14 protein-coding genes are annotated in these 21,386 nt (G+C 71.0%); 12 read left to right on the top strand and 2 right to left on the bottom strand.

Annotated features, from left to right (window positions below):
• Positions 1–24: 24 nt before the first annotated feature.
• The 6 genes from ACH41F_RS27810 to ACH41F_RS27785 all read left to right on the top strand — a co-directional run bounded on the left by ACH41F_RS27810 (position 25) and on the right by ACH41F_RS27785 (position 9,442).
• Positions 25–1,050, top strand: a complete 1,026-nt coding sequence (locus ACH41F_RS27810; RefSeq protein WP_398837970.1) for an ABC transporter permease — start codon at positions 25–27, stop codon at positions 1,048–1,050.
• Positions 1,047–1,982 carry an ABC transporter permease subunit gene (locus ACH41F_RS27805; protein WP_391232420.1) on the top strand — a complete coding sequence of 312 codons (936 nt, stop codon included), beginning with the start codon at positions 1,047–1,049 and terminating at the stop codon, positions 1,980–1,982. Before ACH41F_RS27810 ends, ACH41F_RS27805 begins: the two co-directional genes overlap by 4 nt.
• Positions 1,983–2,106: 124 nt before the next feature.
• The gene (locus tag ACH41F_RS27800) at positions 2,107–4,317 is read left to right on the top strand and encodes a 1,4-beta-glucanase (protein WP_398837969.1); all 2,211 of its coding nucleotides are present in this window, start codon (positions 2,107–2,109) and stop codon (positions 4,315–4,317) included.
• Positions 4,317–6,284, top strand: coding sequence for a beta-galactosidase (locus ACH41F_RS27795; protein ID WP_398837968.1), 1,968 nt, complete (start codon positions 4,317–4,319; stop codon positions 6,282–6,284). Before ACH41F_RS27800 ends, ACH41F_RS27795 begins: the two co-directional genes overlap by 1 nt.
• Positions 6,281–8,674 (top strand): glycosyl hydrolase family 95 catalytic domain-containing protein, encoded by a 2,394-nt coding sequence (locus ACH41F_RS27790; protein ID WP_398837967.1) that lies wholly within the window; start codon positions 6,281–6,283, stop codon positions 8,672–8,674. The genes ACH41F_RS27795 and ACH41F_RS27790 overlap by 4 nt, the downstream gene beginning before the upstream one ends.
• Before the next feature lie 42 nt (positions 8,675–8,716).
• On the top strand, positions 8,717–9,442 hold the full coding sequence (locus ACH41F_RS27785) for a hypothetical protein (RefSeq protein WP_398837965.1): 726 nt from the start codon (positions 8,717–8,719) through the stop codon (positions 9,440–9,442).
• 132 nt (positions 9,443–9,574) lie between these two features.
• Here ACH41F_RS27785 and ACH41F_RS27780 read toward each other — a convergent pair whose 3' ends face one another.
• On the bottom strand, positions 9,575–11,623 hold the full coding sequence (locus ACH41F_RS27780) for a TIM-barrel domain-containing protein (RefSeq protein WP_398837963.1): 2,049 nt from the start codon (positions 11,621–11,623) through the stop codon (positions 9,575–9,577).
• Positions 11,624–11,856: 233 nt separating this feature from the next.
• On the bottom strand, positions 11,857–12,870 hold the full coding sequence (locus tag ACH41F_RS27775) for a substrate-binding domain-containing protein (protein WP_391232414.1): 1,014 nt from the start codon (positions 12,868–12,870) through the stop codon (positions 11,857–11,859).
• A gap of 563 nt (positions 12,871–13,433) precedes the next feature.
• Here ACH41F_RS27775 and ACH41F_RS27770 point away from each other — a divergent pair.
• From ACH41F_RS27770 to ACH41F_RS27745, 6 genes are all read left to right on the top strand, one after another.
• Complete coding sequence (locus ACH41F_RS27770; protein ID WP_398837962.1) at positions 13,434–15,365, top strand: acyl-CoA dehydrogenase family protein; 1,932 nt, start codon at positions 13,434–13,436, stop codon at positions 15,363–15,365.
• Between the two features lie 267 nt (positions 15,366–15,632).
• On the top strand, positions 15,633–16,838 hold the full coding sequence (dxr, locus tag ACH41F_RS27765) for a 1-deoxy-D-xylulose-5-phosphate reductoisomerase (protein WP_398838124.1): 1,206 nt from the start codon (positions 15,633–15,635) through the stop codon (positions 16,836–16,838).
• An 8-nt stretch (positions 16,839–16,846) separates the two neighbouring features.
• Positions 16,847–18,139, top strand: a complete 1,293-nt coding sequence (locus tag ACH41F_RS27760) for a site-2 protease family protein (protein WP_391232996.1) — start codon at positions 16,847–16,849, stop codon at positions 18,137–18,139.
• A gap of 170 nt (positions 18,140–18,309) precedes the next feature.
• Positions 18,310–19,467 carry a flavodoxin-dependent (E)-4-hydroxy-3-methylbut-2-enyl-diphosphate synthase gene (ispG, locus tag ACH41F_RS27755; RefSeq protein ID WP_391232412.1) on the top strand — a complete coding sequence of 386 codons (1,158 nt, stop codon included), beginning with the start codon at positions 18,310–18,312 and terminating at the stop codon, positions 19,465–19,467.
• 215 nt (positions 19,468–19,682) lie between these two features.
• Positions 19,683–20,531: a GNAT family N-acetyltransferase gene (locus ACH41F_RS27750; protein WP_391232411.1), complete on the top strand. Its 849-nt coding sequence runs from the start codon at positions 19,683–19,685 to the stop codon at positions 20,529–20,531.
• An 82-nt stretch (positions 20,532–20,613) separates the two neighbouring features.
• Positions 20,614–21,180 carry a GNAT family N-acetyltransferase gene (locus ACH41F_RS27745; RefSeq protein ID WP_391232410.1) on the top strand — a complete coding sequence of 189 codons (567 nt, stop codon included), beginning with the start codon at positions 20,614–20,616 and terminating at the stop codon, positions 21,178–21,180.
• Positions 21,181–21,386: the final 206 nt, after the last annotated feature.

The raw sequence follows: 21,386 nt of genomic DNA, 5'->3' as shown, positions 1-21,386 counted from the left end.
CCTACCGAGGCAAGGAGAACGGCCGTGTCCCACAGCACAGTGCCTCGGAGCAGGACCGAGGCCGACACGACGGAGAAGTCGCCGGACACCTCCGGCGGCACTCCCGGAAAACCCGTCTCGGGCAAGCTGAGTCTTCGGCTCCGGCTCAGACGCGATCGCGTCCTGCTCCTGATGACGCTGCCGGCCGTCGTGCTGGTCCTGCTCTTCAACTACGTGCCGATCCTCGGCAACGTGGTCGCCTTCCAGGACTACGACCCGTACATCAGTGACAACGGCGTCGTGTCCATGCTGCACAGCCCCTGGGTCGGCCTGGAGAACTTCGACCGGATCTTCGCGGACTCCGCGTTCTGGCAGGCCGTCCGCAACACCCTGGTGCTGTTCTTCCTCCAGCTCCTGCTGTTCTTCCCGATCCCGATCCTGCTCGCGCTGCTCATCAACAGCGTGCTCAGGCCCCGGGTGCGGGCGTTCGCGCAGGCCGTCCTCTACCTGCCGCACTTCTTCTCCTGGGTGCTGGTGATCGCGGTCTTCCAGCAGCTGCTCGGCGGCGCCGGGCTGCTCTCGCAGCTGCTGCGCGACCACGGTTACGACGGCATCAACATCATGACCGACCCGAGCACCTTCAAGTTCCTGGTCACCGCGCAGGCGGTGTGGAAGGACGCGGGCTGGGGGATCATCGTCTTCCTCGCCGCGCTGGCCTCCGTGAGCCCGGACCTCTACGAGGCCGCCGCCATGGACGGGGCCTCGCGGTGGCGCCGGATGTGGCACGTCACCCTGCCCGCGCTGCGCCCGGTCATCGCCCTGCTGCTGGTGCTGCGCGTCGGCGACGCGCTGACCGTCGGCTTCGAGCAGATCCTCCTCCAACGGGACGCCGTCGGACCGGGCGCCGCGGAAGTGCTGGACACCTTCGTGTGGTGGAACGGCGTCCGCAACCAGGACTTCGGCTACGCGGCCGCGGCCGGCCTCGTCAAGGGCGTCATCAGCATCGGTCTCGTCCTGGCCGCGAACAAGGTGGCCCATCTCATGGGCGAGCAGGGGGTGTACAAGAAATGACCGCCGTGATCGACAAACCCGTACGCGAACCCGGACGTTGGGGCGCGCCGCCCCGGCCCGTCTGGGAGGAGGAACCCTCCAAGGTCGGACTGGCCGGCAAGGGGCTCGTGCTGGGCATCGCCTGCCTCGCCATCCTGTTCCCCCTGTGGATCGTCGTCGTCACCAGCCTCTCCTCGCGCAAGACCATCGACGAGGCCGGCGGACTGGTGATGGTGCCGAAGGGCATCACCTTCATCGCCTACCAGGAGCTCCTCAGCGGCGGGCAGGTGACCCGGGCGACGATCATCTCCGTCCTGGTCACCCTGGTCGGCACCGCCTTCTCCATGACCGTCTCGGTGCTCTGCGCCTACGGTCTGTCGCGGTCCGGGTCGGTGGGGCACCGGTGGATCCTGATGATCCTGCTGGCGACCATGTTCTTCAGCGCCGGACTCATCCCGACGTATCTGCTGGTGCAGACCCTCGGCCTGACCGACAGCTATCTCGCCCTGATCCTGCCGAGTGCGATCAGCGTCTTCAACATCCTGGTGCTGCGCGGGTTCTTCATGGGCATCTCGCCCGAACTGACCGACAGCGCGCGGATCGACGGAGCGGGGGACCTCAGGATCCTGTGGCAGATCATCATGCCGCTGTCCCGGGCCGTCCTCGCGGTGATCACGCTGTTCTACGCGGTCGGGTACTGGAGCGCGTGGTTCAACGCGTCCCTGTACCTCAACGACCAGGACATGATGCCGCTGCAGAACGTCATGATCCAGCTCGTGCAGAAGCAGGAGGCCCCGGTCGGCCTGGGACAGGCGATCAAGACGGGTCAACTCTCCGGGCTGGCCGTGCAGATGGCGGTCATGGTGATGGCGCTGCTGCCGGTGGCGGTGCTCTCGCCGTTCGTGCAGCGGCATTTCAAGAAGGGCATGTTGACGGGCGCGGTGAAGGGCTGACCGGCGCCCACTGAACGGGGTGCTTCGGATCGTCGGCGGCTGCGGGTTGTTCGTGGCTGGTCGCGCAGTTCCCCGCGCCCCTTAGGTGTCTCCCATTACCCCCTTTCACAAAACGAGGTATGTCATGCCTACGTCTGGTCCGAGCCGTCGTGCCGTTCTTGCCGGGACCGCTGCCGCCGCCGCGCTCACCGCCCTTCCTGTCACGCAGGCCCGGGCCCATGCCGCTGAAACCGCCGCATCCTCCTACCGGTGGCGCAACGTCTTCATCGGGGGCACCGGGTTCGTCACCGGGGTCCTCTTCCATCCCACCGTCCGTGGGCTCGCCTACGCCCGTACCGACATCGGCGGGGCCTACCGGTGGGACAGCAAGGCCTCCGCCTGGGTGCCGCTCACCGACCACCTCGGCTGGGACGACTGGAACCTCCTCGGCGTGGAGGCCATCGCCGTCGACCCGGCCCACCCGAACCGGGTGTATCTCGCGCTCGGCACCTACGCGCAGTCCTGGGCCGGCAACGGAGCCGTCCTGCGCTCCGAGGACCGCGGCGCCACCTGGACCCGGACCGACCTCACCGTGAAGCTCGGGGCCAACGAGGACGGGCGCGGCTGCGGTGAGCGGCTGCTCGTCGACCCCCGGGACAGCGACACCCTGTGGCTCGGGACCCGGCACGACGGACTGCTCAGGTCCACCGACCGCGGCGCCACCTGGGCCGCCGCCGCCGGGTTCCCCGGCACCCCGAGCGCCTCCGGGCAGGGCGTCACCCTGCTGGTCGCCGCCGGGCGCACCCTCTACGCGGGCTGGGGCGACTCGGACGGCATCACCGCCAACCTGTACCGCACCACCGACGGCACGAGGTGGGAGGCGGTGCCCGGGCAGCCCTCCGGGACGGCCGCGAAGGTGCCGATCAGGGCGGCGTACGACAAGAACACCCGCGAGCTGTACGTGACGTACGCCAACGCGCCCGGCCCCAACGGGCAGTCCGACGGCAGTGTGCACAAGCTCTGCACGGCCAACGGGAAGTGGACCGAGGTGACCCCGGTCAAGTCCGGCGGCACCACGAGTGACGGGTCCTCCGACACCTTCGGCTACGGCGGCGTCGCCGTGGACGCCCGCAGGCCCGGCACCCTCGTCGTCTCCACCAACAACCGCTGGGCCGACATCGACACCGTGTTCCGGTCCACCGACGGCGGTCGCCACTGGACCTCCCTGAAGGACACCGCCGTCCTCGACGTGTCCGAGACCCCCTATCTCGCCTGGGGCAACGACAAGCCCAAGTTCGGCTGGTGGATCCAGGCGCTGGCACTCGACCCGTACGACTCCCGGCACGTCGTCTACGGCACCGGCGCCACCCTCTACGGCACCCGGGACCTGAAGCACTGGGCCCCGCAGATCCGCGGCCTGGAGGAGACCTCCGTACGCCAGCTGATCTCGCCCCCGGTCGGGCAGGCGCACCTGATCAGCGGGCTCGGGGACATCGGCGTGATGTACCACGAGCGGCTCACCGCCTCCCCCTCGCGCGGCATGGCCACGAACCCCGTGTTCGGGACGGCGACGGGACTCGCGCAGGCCGCGCTGAAGCCGGCGTACGTCGTGCGCACCGGGTGGGGCGACCACGGCAACGGGGCGTACTCCCGCGACGGCGGGCGGACCTGGGCGCCCTTCGCGAGCCAGCCCTCCCTCGCCAAGGACGCGCCCGGGCCGATCGCCACCAACGCCGACGGCAGCGTGCTGCTGTGGGTCTTCGTGCACTGGGACGGCAGCACGTACCCGGCCCACCGCTCCGCCGACAACGGCGCCACCTGGAGCGAGGTCCCCTCCTTCCCCAAGGGCGCCACGCCGGTCGCCGACCCGGCCGACCCGACGCTGTTCTACGCGTTCGACACCGCCACGGGCACGCTGTTCGCCAGCACCGACAGCGGCCTGACCTTCACCGCGCGGGCGACCGGACTACCCTCCGGGGACAGCCAGTTCGAGCTGGTCGCCGCACCCGGGCGCACCGGCCACCTCTGGCTCAGCGTGAAGGGCAACGGGCTCCACCGGTCCACCGACGGCGGGGCGACCTTCGCCAAGGTGGCCGGCTGCGAGGCCTCGTACACCCTCGGCTTCGGCAAGGCCGCCAAGGGCGCCGACTACCCGGCGATCTACATGGTCGGATCCACCGGGACCGTCACCGCCGTCCATCGCTCGGACGACGAGGCCAGGAGCTGGGTGCGCATCAACGACGACCGCCATCAATGGGGTTGGACCGGCGAGGTCATCACCGGTGACCCGCGCGTCTACGGCCGGGTCTACCTCGGCACCAACGGGCGCGGCATCCAGTACGGGGAGCCCGTCTGATGCCCGACCTGAGCACCGTCACCGACGGCCGCCTGCTGTTCGGCGGCGACTACAACCCCGAGCAGTGGCCCGAGGAGACCTGGCACGAGGACGTCCGGCTCATGAGGGAGGCGGGGGTCAACTCCGTCACCCTCGGCGTCTTCTCCTGGGCGAAGCTCGAACCCCGGCCGGGGGAGCGGGACTTCGGCTGGCTGGACCGGCTCATGGACCTGATGCACGAGAACGGCATCGGCGTCGTCCTCGCCACCCCCACCGCCTCACCGCCGCCCTGGATGGGCCATCTGCACCCCGACACCCTCCCCGTCGACCAGGACGGGCGCACCGAGTGGTGGGGCGGACGCCAGCACTTCTCCCACTCCAGCGCCGTCTACCGCCGCTACGCCGCCGCCATCACCGAGGACCTCGCGGCCCGGTACGCCGGCCACCCGGCCCTGACGATGTGGCACATCAACAACGAGTACTGCACCTACGACTGGGGCCCCGAGGCCGCCGCCCGCTTCCGTGACTGGCTGCGCGGCCGGTACGGCACCCTCGACGCCCTCAACGAGGCCTGGGGCACCGCCTTCTGGAGCCAGGGCTACGGCGACTGGGCCGAGGTGCACACCCCGCGACACGCCCACTACATGAAGAACCCCGCCCAGGTGCTGGACTTCAAGCGGTTCACCTCCGACATGCTCCTGGAGTGCTACCTGGCCGAGCGGGACATCGTGCGGCGGCACTCCCCGCACCTCCCGGTCACCACCAACTTCATGCCGCTGTGGGTCGGCCAGGACGCCTGGCGGTGGGCCCGGGAGGAGGACGTCGTCTCCGTCGACCTCTACCCCGACCCCCGGGACCCCTTCGGCGCCCAGTCCGGCGCGCTCGTCCAGGACATGACCCGTTCGCAGGCCCGCGGCCCGTGGATGCTCATGGAGCAGGCGGCCGGTCCGGTCAACTGGCGGGGCGTCAACCACCCCAAGCCCCGCGGCCTGAACCGGCTCTGGTCCCTCCAGGCCGTCGCCCGCGGCGCCGACGCCGTCTGCTACTTCCAGTGGCGGCAGTCACGCCAGGGCGCGGAGAAGTTCCACTCCGGGATGGTCAGTCACGCGGGGGAGCGCGGGCGGACCTACCAGGAGGTCAAGCGGCTGGGCGCGGAACTCGCACGGATCGCACCTGAGGTGACGGGACGTCACACGGCCGGTGACATCGCGATCCTGCACGACTGGCACTCCTGGTGGGCCGGTGCCCACGAGGGCCGCCTCTCCACCGAGGTCGACTACGCGCAGGTCCTCACCACATGGCACCGGGCCCTGTGGGAGGCTCACCTCGCCACCGACTTCGCCCACCCCGAGCACGACCTCACCGCGTACAAGCTCATCGTCGTCCCCCAGCTGTACTCCCTGAGCGACACGGCGATCGACAACCTCCTGGCCTACGTCCGGGGCGGCGGCACGCTCGTGTCCGGCTTCCTCACCGGGATCGCCGACGAGGACGACCGGGTGCGCCCCGGCGGCATGGACGCGCGCCTGAGGGAGCTCTTCGGCATCCGCACCCTGCACGAGTGGTGGCCGCTGGACGCGGGGGAGAGCGTCGAGTGCGACGGGTTCCGGGGGACTCTGTGGTCGGAGGAGATCGAGAAGGACGAGGACGCGGTGGCGGAGGCCGCGTTCAAGGGCGGCGAGCTCGACGGGTTGCCCGCGGTGCTCCGCAGGGGACGGACGCGGTACCTCGCGACCCTGCCCGAGGGGCCCGAACTGCGCGCCCTGCTCGCCCGGTTCGCCGCCGAGGCCGGTGTCCGTCCGGTGCTGGACGGACTGCCGGCGAGCGTCGAGGCCGTACGCCGGGGCGAGCTGCTCTTCGTCCTCAACCACTCCCGTGACACCGTGACCGTCGAGGTGCCCGGCACCCACCGCGACCTGCTGACGGGGGCCACCGTCACGGACGAGCTGACCCTGGACCGGTACGGCGTGGTGGTGCTGCGCCCATGAACACGGACATCGGCGCGCCCGCGAACGCGGACATCGGTGCGCCCGTGAACACGGACACCGACGCCCCCGTGAAGACGGACACCGGCGTGGTGCACGGCACCTGGGAACCCCGGCCCGCCACCCGCTGGGAGGACGGCTTCCTCAGCGGCAACGGCCACCACGGGGCTCTGGTGTTCGGCGAGCCGAACGACGAGCGCGTCATCGTCACCCATCACACCCTCGTCCGCCCCAACGGAGCCGAGCACGCCCGGCCGCCCCACCTGGCCGCCGAACTCCCCGCCCTCCAGGACCGGTTGCTCGCCGGCGAGCGGGACGCGGCGGAGAGCTTCACGGACGGCCGCGCCCTCCAGTGGGTCCAGCCCTTCCACCCGGCCTTCCAGATCCGGCTGCGGGGCACGTCCGCCGTCCGCACGTCCGACGGCCGCACGTCCGACGACCACACGGGCGGGGCGGGCCGTGGCGGAGCGGACCGGGGCGAGGCGGACCGAGGCGGGGCGGACCGGGGCAGGGCGGATCGCGGCGGGGCGGACCGACGCAGGGCCCGCTACACCCGTTCCGTCGCCTTCACCACCGGAGTCGTCCACACCGAGCACGACGGCTGGAGCAGCCGTGTCTTCGTCTCCCGCGCCGACGACGTCATCGTCCAGCAGGTCTGCGCCGGCGACCTCGACATCGCCCTGGACCACCGGCTCCCCGGCGCCCCCAAGGACCTCGGTGTGGGCCACGGCGCGGTCCTCACCCCCGAGGGCGCCCTGCTCACCCTGCGCGCCCGCTACCCCGGCAGCGACCGCGCCTACACCGGCATCACCCTGGCCCACGTCACCGGCGGCACCGTCACCCTCACGCCTCCCGGGCTGCGCGTCACCGGCGCACAGTCGGTCCTGCTGCTGACCCGCGTCCAGCGGCACACCGGCGAACTGGACGTCATGGAGCAGGCCCGCGCCCTGCGCGACCTCGGCCCCGACCACGCCGCCCTGCTGGACGCGCACACCGCCCTGCACCGCACCGCCTACGAACGCGTCACCCTCGACCTGGACGCGGACCCCGCCGAACGCGCCCTGCCCGGCACGGAGTTGCTGGCCCGCCCGGAGAGCCCCGCCCTCCTGGAACGCCTCTTCGCCGCCGGCCGCTACCACCTGCTCTCCGCCAGCGGTCTGTTCCCGCCCCGCCTCACCGGCCTGTGGACCGGCGACTGGGACACGGCCTGGGCGGGGGCGTTCACCAACGACGCCAACCTCAACCTCCAGACCGCCTCCGCGGCGGCCGCGGCCCTCCCCGAGGTCATCGAGGCCCACGCCGCCCTGATCCACGGCCAGTTGTCCGACTGGCGGGAGAACGCCCGCACGATCTTCGGCGCCCGCGGGATCGTCGCCCCGCCGCACAGCGACGGCGAGTCCGGACTGACGTACCACTTCAGCCGCGAGTACCCGCTGCACCTGTGGACGGCCGGGGCCGACTGGCTGCTCAAGCCGCTCGTCGACCACGACGAGACGCGCGGTGTCCGCGACCCGCGCACCGCCGCCGCCCTCGCCGAGGTCGCCCGGTTCTACGAGGACTTCCTCACCCGCACCGACGCCGACGGGCACGTGATCGTCGTGCCGTCCTACTCACCCGAGAACCGTCCGGCCAACGCGAGCTGGGGCGCGATCAACGCGGCCATGGACCTCTCGGCGGCCCGGCACGCGCTGCTGACGGCCGCCGCCCACCACCCCGGGACCCCGGAGGCCGACCGCTGGCGCGCCCTCGCCGACCGGCTCCCGCCCCACCGGGTCAACGACGACGGCGCCCTCGCCGAATGGGCCTGGCCCGGCCTCGACGACACCTACGACCACCGCCACCTCAGCCACCTCTACGGCGTCTGGCCGCTGGACGAGATCACCCCGTACGACACCCCGGAGTTCGCCGCCGCGGCGGCCCGCGCCCTCGAACTGCGCGGTGCCGAGAACGACTCGGCGCACGGCCACCTCCACCACGCCCTGATCGCGGCCCGGTTGCGCGACGGGGAACGGGTCGGGCACGCGCTCGGCCAGGTACTCAAGGGCGACTTCTTCCACGCCTCCCTGATGAGCGCCCACTACCCGAACCGCGACGTCTACAACGCGGACGCCGCGCACACCCTCCCGGCCGTCCTCGTCGAGGCGCTCGTGCAGTCCACCCCGGACCGGCTGGTGCTGCTGCCGGCGGTGCCCGCGGCCTGTCCGTCGGGACGCGTCACGGGTCTGCGCACCCGGTTCGGGGCGGAACTCGACCTCAGCTGGACCCCGCACGAAGCGACCGCGGTACTGCGCCCCACCCGCAGCCACCGCGTCGAACTCCGGACTTCCTCCGGCGCGCGAGAGCTCGACCTCGTCGCCGGGGAGGACCACGTCCTGATGCTCGGGGCGTGGTAGTCACCCGCGCGATTCCCCCCACCCATGGAAGGAACGAACACCATGGCACAGAGCAGGAAGAACACCCTCCGCAAGGTCACCATGGCCGTGCTCGCCCCGGCGATGGCCCTCGGGGCCACCGTCGGCCTCGCCTCCGCCCCCGCCTCCGCCGCCGTCTGGAACTCCTGCGACCAGTGGGGCAGCACGAGCCTGAACGGCTACACGCTCTACAACAACATCTGGGGCTCCGGCGCCGGCAGCCAGTGCGTCTGGGCCAACTCCGGCACCAACTGGGGCGTCTGGGCCAACCACCCCAACACCGGCGGCATCAAGTCCTACCCGAACTCCAAGAAGGTGGTCAACAAGACCATCGCCTCCCTCGGCTCGCTCACCAGCAACTACAACGTCACGGTCCCGTCGTCCGGCGCGTACAACACGTCGTACGACATCTGGGACACCGACTACGACTACGAGATCATGCTCTGGGTCAACTACAACGGGGCCGTCGGTCCGCTCGGCACCTCGCAGGGCTCCGTCACCCTGGGCGGCCACACCTGGAACGTCTACAAGGGCAGCAACGGCGTCAACGAGGTGTTCTCGTTCCTGCGCACCTCGGACTCCAGCTCCGGCTCCGTGAACATCAAGCCGATCCTCACCTGGATCGCGGACACCAAGCGCTGGATGTCGCGCAACGAGACCATCGGCGACGTCCAGTTCGGCTACGAGATCACCAGCTCCTCCGGCGGCCTGAACTTCACCACCAACAACCTCACCGTCAGCAGCAGTTGACCAACCGGCGGGGCCGCGCACGGAGAACCCGTGCGCGGCCCCGCCCTTGCTGTGCGCCGGCCGCTTTCCGCGTCCCGGCATGCGCGTGCGGCCGGTCCCCTCCCCTATGCGGGACCGGCCGCACCGGCGTGCCTACTCCGCCACGGGCAGGCGCGCCCCGTCCCGCAGGAACAGCGGGATGCGGTCCAGCGGGGCGTCGACCGTCACGGTCGTCCCGCCCTCGTACGTCTCACCGGTCCACGCGTCCGTCCAGGTCGCGCCGGCCGGCAGATAGGTCGTGCGGACCGTGGCGCCCGCCGTCAGCACCGGGGCCACCAGCAGGTCGCCGCCGAAGAGGTAGGCGTCGTCCACCGTCCAGGTCGCGGAGTCGTCCGGGAACTCCAGGAACAGCGGGCGCATGGGCGGCAGGCCCTCCTCGTGGGCCTCCCGCATCACCCGCAGCACGTACGGCTTCAGGCGCTCCCGCAGACGAAGGTAGCGTTCCAGGATCGCGCCCGCCTCCTCGCCGTACGACCACACCTCGTTGGGGCCGCCGGTCATCTCCGGGCCCAGCGGCATGCCCGGGTCGCGGAAGCCGTGCAGCCGCATCAGCGGGGACAGCGTGCCGAACTGGAACCAGCGGACCATGACCTCCTGGTACGCCGGGTCGTCCGGGTCGCCGCCGTGGAAGCCGCCGATGTCCGTGTTCCACCAGGGGATGCCGGAGAGGGCGGTGTTGAGGCCGGCCGCGATCTGGCGGCGCAGGGTGGGGAAGTCGGTGCCGATGTCGCCGGACCACAGGGCGGCGCCGTAGCGCTGGCTGCCCGCCCACGCCGAGCGGTTGAGGGTGATGACCTCCTCGCCCTCGGCCCGCAGGCCCTCGTAGAAGGTGCGGGAGTTCTCCGCCGGGTAGCTGTTCCCGACCTCCAGGCCGGGGCCCGCCCAGTAGCGCAGGTTCTCCGGGAAGCCCGGCTTGAGCTCCGGCTCGCAGGCGTCCAGCCAGAACGCCGTGATCCCGTACGGGGTCAGGTAGTTGTCACGGACGCGCGACCACATGAAGTCGCGGGCCTCGGGGTTCGTGGCGTCGTAGAAGGCGACCTGGACGGTGGAGGCGACCTCCTTGTCCGGCCAGTCGGCGTGCGCCATCGGACCGTACTGCGTGCCGATGAAGTACCCGCGCTGCTCCATGAGTTGGTGGTTCTCGCTCAGCGGGGACACCGACGGCCAGACGCTGACCACCAACTTGATTCCCAGCTCCTCCAGTTCGCGCACCATCGCCGCGGGGTCGGGCCACTCGCTGAGGTCGAACTTCCAGTCGCCCAGGTGCGTCCAGTGGAAGAAGTCGCACACGATCGCCGATATGGGCAGCCCTCGCCGCTTGTACTCCCGTGCCACGGCGAGGAGTTCGTCCTGGGTGCGGTAACGCAGCTTGCACTGCCAGAAGCCGGCCGCCCACTCCGGCATCATCGGGGTCCGGCCGGTCGCGGCGGAGTAGCGGCGCTGGGCGTCGGCCGGGGCGCCGGCGGTGATCCAGTAGTCGATCTGCCGGGCCGAGTCGGCCACCCAGCGGGTGCCGTTGTGGGCGAGTTCCACACGGCCGATCGCCGGGTTGTTCCACAGCAGCGTGTAGCCGCGGCTGGAGGTCAGCACCGGGATGCCGACCTCGGCGTTGCGCTGCACCAGGTCCAGGACCAGGCCCTTCTGGTCCAGGCGCCCGTGCTGGTGCTGGCCGAGGCCGTACAGCTTCTCGTCGTCGTACGCGGCGAAGCGCTGCTCCAGCCGGTGGTGGCCGTTGCCGACGGCCGTGTAGAGCCGGGAGCCCGGCCACCAGAAGTGGGCGCGGGCCTCCGACAGCAGCTCGCTGGAGTCGTCGGTGCGCAGATAGCGGACCAGGCCCTCGGCGTCGACGTGGACGGTCAGGGCCCCCACGGTCAACTGGGCCTCACCGTCGCCCAGTTTGACCGAGCTCTCGGTGGCCGGCGGTGTGTCCAGAAGGGCGCCGGGCAGTCCCTCGAGGATCGGTCCGCCGAGCCGGGCACGCACCCGGACGGCGTCCGGCCCCCAGGGCTCGATCCGGAGGGTCTCCTGGCGGCCGCTCCACTCCAGGGCACCGTCCCGCTCGCGGAACGTGCCGACGGTGGGGGAGGACTGGGCGAGGCTGACAGTGCCCTGCTGGGGCTGATTTTCGGCAGGCTGAGTCACGAGGCGTGCTCCTGGAGGCGAGTGGAGACAGGGGGTACCCCAGCGGGGGCTGCTCGGTGCAGAAAGATCGGTACGGAGATCGGTGCCGAGGGTTCGAGGCAGGAAGGTCGGTGCCGAGGGTTCGAGACAGGAAGGTCGGTGCCGAGAGTTCGGGGCAGGAAGGTAGGTGCGGAGAGATCAGGGCAGGGAGATCGTGCGGAGCGAGCTGCGGAAGCAGGGTGCGCGACGGTGCGTCAGTGCGCCGACGGCGCCGGGCCCGTGCTCGCCCGGATGGTCAACTCGGGTGCGATGAGCACGACTTCGTCCTTGCCGTGCCCGTCGAGCTTGGCCACCAGCCGCTCCACCGCGTGCCGGCCCATCTCCTGCGCGGGGATGGCGACCGAGGTCAGCCGCACCGAGGCCTGCATGGCGACCTGGTCGGGGCAGACCGCGAGCACCGAGACGTCCTCGGGCACGGCCCGGCCCTGCTGGCGCAGCAGGGCGAGCAGCGGTTCGACCGCCGACTCGTTCTGCACGACGAAGCCCGTGGTGGACGGGCGCTCGTCGAGGATCCGGGCGAGGGTCACCGCCATCGCGTCGTACCCGCCCTCGCACGGCCGGTGCAGCAGTCGTACGCCCAACTCCTGGGCCCGCGACCGCAGTCCGTCCAGGGTGCGCTCGGCGAAGCCGGTGTGCCGCTCGTAGACCGCCGGGGCCTCGCCGATGACAGCGATGTCGCGGTGGCCGAGCATCGCCAGGTGCTCGACGCAGAGCGCGCCGGTGGCCCGGAAGTCGAGGTCGACGCAGGTGAGTCCGGAGATGTCGGCGGGGAGGCCGATGAGCACGGACGGCTGGTCGGTGCCGCGCAGCAACGGCAGCCGCTCGTCGTCGAGTTCGACGTCCATGAGGATCATCGCGTCGGCGAGCCCGCTGCCGGTGACCCGGCGCACCGCGTCGGGGCCCTCCTCACCGGTGAGCAGCAGGACGTCGTAGCCGTGGAGCCGGGCCGTGGTGGCCACCGCGATGGCGATCTCCATCATCACCGGCACGTACATGTCGGTGCGCAGCGGGACCATCAGCGCGATGATGTTCGACCTGCTGCTGGCCAGGGCGCGGGCGCCCGCGTTCGGGTGGTAGCCCAGCTCGCGGATGCTCTGCTCCACCCGCTGCCGGGTGGCACCGGAGATGGACCGCTTGCCGCTGAGGACATAGCTCACCGTGCTCGCCGAGACTCCGGCGTGCTGGGCGACCTCGGCGAGGGTGACCATCCAGCTCTCCAAGCTTTGTGAAGCGCTTCGACAGTGCGCAGTGCGAATAGGGGCGGGTGAGGGTGGTTCGACAGTAGCCGCAGCGAAGGTGGGTGTCCATAGGTTGTCGAAGCGCTTCGACATCAAGTTCGGGCGAGCCTCCCGACGGCTCTTTTCGGGGGCGGCATCCCGTGAGGCTACCGGGCCCCGCCCCGAACCGCCGACGGCAACCTTCGACCGGCCGGCGCCCACGGCGGGAGCAGGAAGCGTACGGACTTCGACACGATCACGCCCGGCACGGACTACGTCAACAACCATGCCCGGAATCGGGGAAGGCCACCGGCACGCAGGGCGTCCGGGGCGACCCCCGTCAGCCTCGGCGGCGCAAGGTCTTCAGGGGCGCCGGACGACCTCGCGGCGCGAGGTCCTCAAGGGCCCCGGACGCCTCGACACCAAGGCGTGTTCCGTCGACATCGGGTGACCGGACGCGTCCCAGGGGTGGTGGGCACGCTCGGTATCGGGTACATACGATCGGGTAGCACCGGTCGGTAACCATGATCCCGATTCGCGGTGAGGTGGCCCTCATGTCCGCACCACAACACAAGCCCGTCGTCACCGAACGTGAGGCCCGCGAGGTCGCGGAGGCGGCCCGGGAACAGGACTGGCGCAAGCCCAGCTTCGCCAAGGAACTGTTCCTCGGCCGCTTCCGCCTCGACCTCATCCACCCCCACCCCATGCCCCCCGACGAGGACGCCCGGCGTGGGGAGGAGTTCCTCGCCCGGCTCCGCGACTTCTGCGAGACCAAGGTCGACGGCGCGCTGATCGAACGCGAGGCCCGGATCCCCGACGAGGTCATCGCGGGCCTCAAGGAACTCGGCGCCCTCGGCATGAAGATCGACACCAAGTACGGCGGCCTCGGACTCACCCAGGTGTACTACAACAAGGCGCTGGCCCTCGCGGGCTCCGCCAGCCCCGCGATCGGCGTCCTGCTCTCGGCCCACCAGTCGATCGGCGTCCCCCAGCCGCTGAAGCTGTTCGGCACCCAGGAGCAGAAGGAGGCCTTCCTGCCCCGGTGCGCCCGCACCGACATCAGCGCCTTCCTCCTCACCGAACCGGACGTCGGCTCCGACCCGGCCAGGCTCGCGACCTCGGCCGTCCCCGACGGCGACGACTACATCCTCGACGGGGTGAAGCTCTGGACCACCAACGGCGTCGTCGCCGACCTGCTGGTCGTCATGGCCCGCGTGCCCAGGTCCGAGGGCCACAAGGGCGGCATCACCGCCTTCGTCGTCGAGACCGACTCACCCGGCATCACCGTGGAGAACCGCAACGCCTTCATGGGCCTGCGCGGCATCGAGAACGGCGTCACCCGCTTCCACCAGGTCCGGGTCCCCGCGGCGAACCGCATCGGCCCGGAGGGCGCCGGCCTCAAGATCGCGCTGACCACCCTCAACACCGGCCGCCTCTCCCTGCCCGCCTCCTGCGTCGCCGCCGGCAAGTGGTGCCTGAAGATCGCCCGCGAGTGGTCCGCGGCCCGCGAGCAGTGGGGCAAGCCGATCGCCCAGCACGAGGCCGTCGGCGCGAAGATCAGCTTCATCGCGGCGACGACCTTCGCCCTGGAGGCCGTACTGGACCTCTCCAGCCAGATGGCCGACGAGGACCGCAACGACATCCGCATCGAGGGCGCCCTGGCCAAACTCTTCGCCTCCGAGATGGGCTGGCTCATCGCCGACGAACTGGTCCAGATCCGCGGCGGCCGCGGCTTCGAGACAGCGGCGTCGCTCGCGGCCCGCGGTGAGAGGGCGGTCCCGGCCGAACAGGTCCTGCGCGACCTCCGCATCAACCGCATCTTCGAGGGCTCGACGGAGATCATGCACCTGCTGATCGCCCGCGAGGCCGTGGACGCCCACCTCTCCGTCGCGGGCGACCTGATCGACCCGGAGAAGACCCTCTCGGACAAGGCGAAGGCGGGCGCCCAGGCCGGCGTGTTCTACGCGAAGTGGCTCCCGAAACTGGTCGCGGGCCCGGGGCAACTCCCGAACTCCTACAGCGAGTTCAAACGCGAGGTCGACCTCTCCGGCCACCTCCGGTACGTCGAGCGCACGGCCCGCAAACTCGCCCGCTCCACCTTCTACGCGATGTCCCGCTGGCAGGGCCGCATGGAGACCAAGCAGGGCTTCCTCGGCCGGATCGTCGACATCGGCGCCGAACTCTTCGCGATGAGCGCGGTCTGCGTCCGCGCCGAACTCCTGCGCACCACCGAGGACCACGGCCGCCAGGCCTACCAACTCGCCGACGCCTTCTGCCACCAGTCCCGCATCCGCGTGGAGGAACTCTTCGGCCGCCTGTGGACCAACACCGACGACCTCGACCGCAAGGTCGTCAAGGGTGTCATGTCCGGCACCTACGAATGGCTGGAGCACGGCATCGTCGACCCCTCGGGCGAGGGCCCCTGGATCGCCGACGCCACCCCCGGCCCGAGCGAACGGGAGAACGTCCACCGCCCGATCCGCTGACCCGCCCATGACAGCCCCGCCCCCCGGAGGATCGCTCGGAGGTTCCGGCGAACCCCCTTCGGGGGACGCGCTGTCCTCACACGCCGTCCTTACGGCAACAATGGGGGGATGAGCGACAGTCCAGCCCTCCGAGGGCGCGGGCCGGAAGCCCCGCCTGCCCCGCGACGCCACGCACACACTCACCTGACGCCGCAGGCACCGCCCGCCGGGCGGACGACGGGGCTCCCGGCCCACGCCCTCGCCGACCCGCACCTCGTCTACGACCCGGTGGCGGGCGACGGCCCCAAGGACGTGGTGATCCTCGGCTCCACCGGGTCGATCGGCACCCAGGCCATCGACCTCGTGCTGCGCAACCCGGACCGCTTCCGGGTCACCGCCCTGTCCGCCAACGGCGGCCGCGTCGACCTCCTCGCCGAGCAGGCCCACCGGCTGGGGGTGCGCACCGTCGCGGTCGCCCGCCAGGACGTCGTACCGCAGCTGCGCGAGGCCCTGACGAGCCGGTACGGGGCCGGCGAGCCGCTCCCGGAGATCCTCGCCGGACCCGACGCGGCCGCCCAGGTCGCCGCCTCCGACTGCCACACCGTGCTGAACGGCATCACCGGCTCCATCGGCCTCGCCCCGACCCTCGCCGCCCTGGAGGCGGGCCGCACCCTCGCGCTCGCCAACAAGGAGTCGCTCATCGTCGGCGGCCCGCTGGTCAAGGCCCTCGCCAAGCCCGGCCAGATCATCCCGGTCGACTCCGAGCACGCCGCACTGTTCCAGTCGCTGGCCTCCGGCACGCGCGCGGACGTACGGAAACTGGTCGTCACGGCCTCCGGCGGCCCCTTCCGCGGCCGTACCAAGGAAGAACTCGCGAACGTCACCGTCGAGGATGCCCTCGCCCACCCCACCTGGGCCATGGGACCGGTGATCACGATCAACTCCGCGACCCTCGTCAACAAGGGCCTGGAGGTCATCGAGGCGCACCTCCTCTACGACATTCCCTTCGACCGCATTGAGGTGGTCGTGCATCCCCAGTCGTATGTCCACTCGATGGTTGAGTTCACCGACGGATCCACGATCGCCCAGGCGACGCCCCCCGACATGCGCGGGCCGATCGCCATCGGCCTCGGCTGGCCCGAACGCGTCCCCGACGCGGCCCCCGCGTTCGACTGGAGCAGGGCCTCGACGTGGGAGTTCTTCCCGCTCGACAACGACGCGTTCCCATCGGTCGACCTGGCGAGACACGTGGGGCAGCTCGCGGGCACGGCCCCGGCGGTGTTCAATGCCGCCAACGAGGAGTGCGTGGAGGCCTTCCGGACCGGCGCACTGCCGTTCAACGGCATCATGGAGACCGTGACCCGCGTGGTGGACGAACACGGCACGCCCGTCACGGGAACCTCACTCACCGTGTCGGACGTCCTCGAAGCGGAGACCTGGGCGCGCACCCGGGCCCGGGAACTGGCAGCACAGACGGCGGAGGCCCGTGCATGACGACCCTGATGTTCATCCTCGGCATAGCGGTCTTCGCGCTCGGCCTGCTGGTCTCGATCGCGTGGCACGAGCTCGGCCACCTGTCCACGGCCAAGCTCTTCGGCATCCGCGTGCCGCAGTACATGGTCGGCTTCGGCCCGACCATCTGGTCGAGGAACAAGGGCGAGACCGAGTACGGCGTCAAGGCCATCCCGTTCGGCGGCTACATCCGCATGATCGGCATGTTCCCGCCCGGGCCCGACGGCAAGCTGGAGGCCCGCTCCACCTCACCCTGGCGCGGCATGATCGAGGACGCCCGCTCGGCCGCCTACGAGGAGCTCAAGCCGGGTGACGAGTCCCGGATGTTCTACACCCGCAAGCCCTGGAAACGCGTCATCGTGATGTTCGCGGGCCCGTTCATGAACCTGATCCTCGCGGTCGCCCTGTTCCTGACGGTCCTGATGGGCTTCGGCATCCAGCAGCAGACCACCACGGTCAGCTCGGTCTCCCCGTGCGTGATCTCGCAGAGCGAGAACCGCGACGAGTGCAAGAAGTCCGACCCCCGGTCCCCGGCCGCTGCCGCGGGCATGAAGGCCGGGGACACGATCGTCTCTTTCGCGGGCGTGCGCACCGAGGACTGGGGCACCCTCTCCGACCTGATCCGCGACAGCGCCGGCAAGACCGTCCCGATCGTCGTCGACCGCGACGGCAAGGAGGTCCCCCTCCAGGCCAGGATCGCCACCAACCTCGTCGCCAAGAAGGACGGCAACGGGGCCTACGTCCAGGGCGAGTACGTCAAGGCCGGCTTCCTCGGCTTCAGCGCCGCCACCGGGGTCGTCAAACAGGACTTCGGCGACTCGGTGGTCTGGATGACCGACCGGGTGGGCGACGCGGTCGACTCCCTCGCCGCCCTGCCCTCCAAGATCCCGGCCCTGTGGGACGCCGCCTTCGGAGACGGCCAGCGCGAGCCGGACTCCCCGATGGGCGTGGTCGGCGCGGCCCGGGTGGGCGGCGAGATCGCCACCCTCGACATCCCCGCATCCCAGCAACTGGCGATGTTCGTGATGCTCCTGGCCGGCTTCAACCTCTCCCTGTTCCTCTTCAACATGCTCCCCCTCCTCCCGCTCGACGGCGGCCACATCGCGGGCGCCCTGTGGGAGTCGCTGCGCCGCAACGTGGCGAAGGTGCTGCGCCGCCCGGACCCGGGCCCCTTCGACGTCGCAAAGCTGATGCCGGTCGCCTACGTGGTGGCGGGGATCTTCATCTGCTTCACCGTCCTCGTCCTGATCGCGGACGTGGTCAACCCGGTGAGAATCTCCTAGCCGTACGGCATTCGTGACGGCCCGGCACGCTGTGTGCCGGGCCGTCCTCGTTCGTGTGGCTTGGGTCGGCGGGATGTGCCGGGGGCTGGGCGCGTGCCGTAATCTCGAAGCCTGGAGCCCGCTGCGTACGGGAACCGGACCTTGATCCACGACTTGGGGTTGCACAGCAGATGACTGCGATTTCTCTCGGCATGCCGTCCGTTCCGACCAGGGTTGCCGAGCGCCGGAAGAGCCGGCAGATCCAGGTCGGCTCCGTCGCGGTCGGTGGCGACGCCCCGGTCTCGGTCCAGTCGATGACCACGACCCGTACGTCCGACATCGGCGCGACGCTCCAGCAGATCGCCGAACTGACGGCCTCCGGCTGCCAGATCGTCCGCGTGGCGTGCCCCACGCAGGACGACGCGGACGCCCTCGCGACCATCGCCAGGAAGTCCCAGATCCCGGTCATCGCCGACATTCACTTCCAGCCCAAGTACGTCTTCGCGGCCATCGAGGCCGGCTGCGCCGCGGTCCGGGTGAACCCCGGCAACATCAAGCAGTTCGACGACAAGGTCAAGGAGATCGCGAAGGCCGCGCGCGACCACGGCACCCCGATCCGCATCGGCGTGAACGCAGGCTCCCTGGACCGCCGCCTGCTCCAGAAGTACGGCAAGGCGACCCCCGAGGCCCTGGTCGAGTCGGCCCTGTGGGAGGCGTCCCTCTTCGAGGAGCACGACTTCCGGGACATCAAGATCTCGGTGAAGCACAACGACCCGGTCGTCATGATCGAGGCGTACAAGCAGCTCGCCGCCCAGTGCGACTACCCCCTCCACCTCGGCGTCACGGAGGCGGGCCCCGCCTTCCAGGGCACGATCAAGAGCGCGGTGGCCTTCGGCGCCCTCCTCTCCCAGGGCATCGGCGACACCATCCGCGTGTCGTTGAGCGCCCCTCCGGTCGAGGAGGTCAAGGTCGGCAACCAGATCCTGGAGTCCCTCAACCTCAAGCAGCGCGGCCTGGAGATCGTCTCCTGCCCGTCCTGCGGCCGCGCCCAGGTGGACGTCTACAAGCTGGCCGAGGAGGTCACCGCGGGTCTGACCGGCATGGAGGTCCCCCTCCGCGTCGCCGTCATGGGCTGCGTCGTCAACGGCCCCGGCGAGGCCCGGGAGGCCGACCTCGGCGTCGCCTCCGGCAACGGCAAGGGCCAGATCTTCGTCAAGGGCGAGGTCATCAAGACCGTCCCCGAGTCCAAGATCGTCGAGACCCTCATCGAGGAGGCCATGAAGCTGGCCGAACAGATGGAGGCGGACGGCGTGGCGTCGGGCGAGCCGTCGGTGGCGGTGGCCGGCTGAGAAGGGGCCGAAGGCCCCCTCAGGGGCGCGGGGAACTGCGCGACCAGCCACACACGACCCGCACCCGCGAACAACACGGACCCCCCGAGTTCTCGGGCGCCCGGCACCGCAGACGCCGGGCACCTCGAAGCCGGCGGCACTCTCACAGGGCGACGCTGCTCAGCTTCCGCAGGTACAGTGCGGAGATCAGCAGTCCCCAGTGTGAGGCCCCGCCCGTGTTGACCCAGACGACCTCCCGGGTCCTCGAACCGAGCGACCTGGACGCCGCGCTCGCCGTCCTCGACCGCGAGCCGGTGGCGAACGCCTTCGTGACGTCCCGGGTCCAGGTGGCCGGCCTCGACCCCTGGCGCCTCGGCGGCGAGATGTGGGGCTGGTACGAGGACGGCATGCTCACCTCCCTGTGCTACGCGGGCGCCAACCTGGTCCCGATCTGCGCCACCCCCCGGGCCGTACGCGCCTTCGCCGACCGTGCCCGCAGGGCCGGCCGCCGCTGCTCCTCGATCGTCGGCCCGGCCGAGCCCACCGCCGAACTCTGGCGCCTGCTCGAACCCAGCTGGGGCCCGGCACGGGAGGTCCGCAGCCGCCAGCCCCTCATGGTCACCGACCGCATGCCCGCCGACGTCGCCCCGGATCCCTACCTCCGCCGCATCCGCAAGGACGAGATAGAGACGATCATGCCGGCGTGCGTGGCGATGTTCACCGAGGAGGTGGGGGTCTCGCCCCTCGCCGGCGACGGCGGCCTCCTCTACCAGGCCCGCGTCGCCGAACTCGTCGGCTCCGGCCGCTCGTTCGCCCGCCTCGACGGCGACGGCAAGGTCGTCTTCAAGGCCGAGATCGGCGCGGCCACGACCCACGCCTGCCAGATCCAGGGCGTGTGGGTGGCCCCGGAGTACCGGGGGAGGGGCCTGGCGGCCCCCGGCATGGCCGCGGTCCTGCGCTACGCCCTCGCGGACGTGGCCCCGGTGGTCAGCCTCTACGTCAACGACTTCAACACGGCGGCGCGAAGGACGTACACCAGGGTCGGCTTCCAGGAGGTCGGCGCGTTCATGAGCGTCCTGTTCTGAGACCCGCCCCGACGAGCCGCGGGGCCGAACCCGTCGCACGCGCACCCGACACACACCACGCGCCCCCCTGTACGCTCCCCACATGCGCTTTCCCGGTCACGGACACCGCCGCCACCCCGACGACATCGTGATCGGACCGCTGGACCTCGCCGCGAGGGTGGACGAAGCCCTCGCCGTCCAGGCCGTCGCCTTCGGGCTGGGATCCGACGAGGTGGCGGTCCGCCGCCAGATCGTCCTGCGCCATATGACCTACCCGGGCGCCAGGGCCCTCGGCGCCACCACGGCCGAGCGCCTCGTGGGGTTCGTCTACGGCATGCCCAACGACCGCACCCACTGGTGGTCCACGGTCGTGGAGCCCTACCTGCGCGCCCAGGGCCACGACATCTGGTTGGACGACTCCTTCGTCATCACCGAGCTCCACGTCCACCCGGGCTACCAGAACCGCGGCATCGGCCGCTCCCTGATCACCACGATCACGGACGGCGCCGACGAACCCCGCTCGATCCTCTCCGCGATCGACATCGACAGCCCGGCCCGCGGCCTCTACCACTCCCTCGGGTACCAGGACCTCGCCCGCCAGGTCCTGTTCCCGAGCGCCCCGAAGCCGTACGCGGTGATGGGCGCCCCCCTGCCCCTGCGCCGCCGTTAACCGATTTCCACCACAACCGGGCCCCCGGCTAACCTCCCTGGGGGTGCCTGACACGTTCCCGCCTGCCTGGCGACGCCCGGCCCGCACGCTCGCCGCGTTGCCGAACCGCCCACGTGGCTCCGCCACGCGAGCGCTCCGGCGCCTTGCGATCTGGGGGTACCCCCTCTGGGGGAGCACCGGACGCCGCCAGGCCCGCCCTGCGGGCG

The organism is Streptomyces sp. NPDC020489, assembly GCF_044386545.1.
GTDB lineage: Bacteria > Actinomycetota > Actinomycetes > Streptomycetales > Streptomycetaceae > Streptomyces.
This window is presented reverse-complemented; position numbering and strand designations above follow the sequence as displayed.

Coding starts and splice junctions, on each gene's coding strand:
- ACH41F_RS27805 (WP_391232420.1), top strand. CDS start 1,047: ATGACCGCCGTGATCGACAAACCCGTACGCGAACCCGGACGTTGGGGC.
- ACH41F_RS27800 (WP_398837969.1), top strand. CDS start 2,107: ATGCCTACGTCTGGTCCGAGCCGTCGTGCCGTTCTTGCCGGGACCGCT.
- ACH41F_RS27795 (WP_398837968.1), top strand. CDS start 4,317: ATGCCCGACCTGAGCACCGTCACCGACGGCCGCCTGCTGTTCGGCGGC.
- ACH41F_RS27790 (WP_398837967.1), top strand. CDS start 6,281: ATGAACACGGACATCGGCGCGCCCGCGAACGCGGACATCGGTGCGCCC.
- ACH41F_RS27785 (WP_398837965.1), top strand. CDS start 8,717: ATGGCACAGAGCAGGAAGAACACCCTCCGCAAGGTCACCATGGCCGTG.
- ACH41F_RS27775 (WP_391232414.1), bottom strand. CDS start 12,870: ATGGTCACCCTCGCCGAGGTCGCCCAGCACGCCGGAGTCTCGGCGAGC.
- ACH41F_RS27770 (WP_398837962.1), top strand. CDS start 13,434: ATGTCCGCACCACAACACAAGCCCGTCGTCACCGAACGTGAGGCCCGC.
- ACH41F_RS27760 (WP_391232996.1), top strand. CDS start 16,847: ATGTTCATCCTCGGCATAGCGGTCTTCGCGCTCGGCCTGCTGGTCTCG.
- ispG (WP_391232412.1), top strand. CDS start 18,310: ATGACTGCGATTTCTCTCGGCATGCCGTCCGTTCCGACCAGGGTTGCC.
- ACH41F_RS27745 (WP_391232410.1), top strand. CDS start 20,614: ATGCGCTTTCCCGGTCACGGACACCGCCGCCACCCCGACGACATCGTG.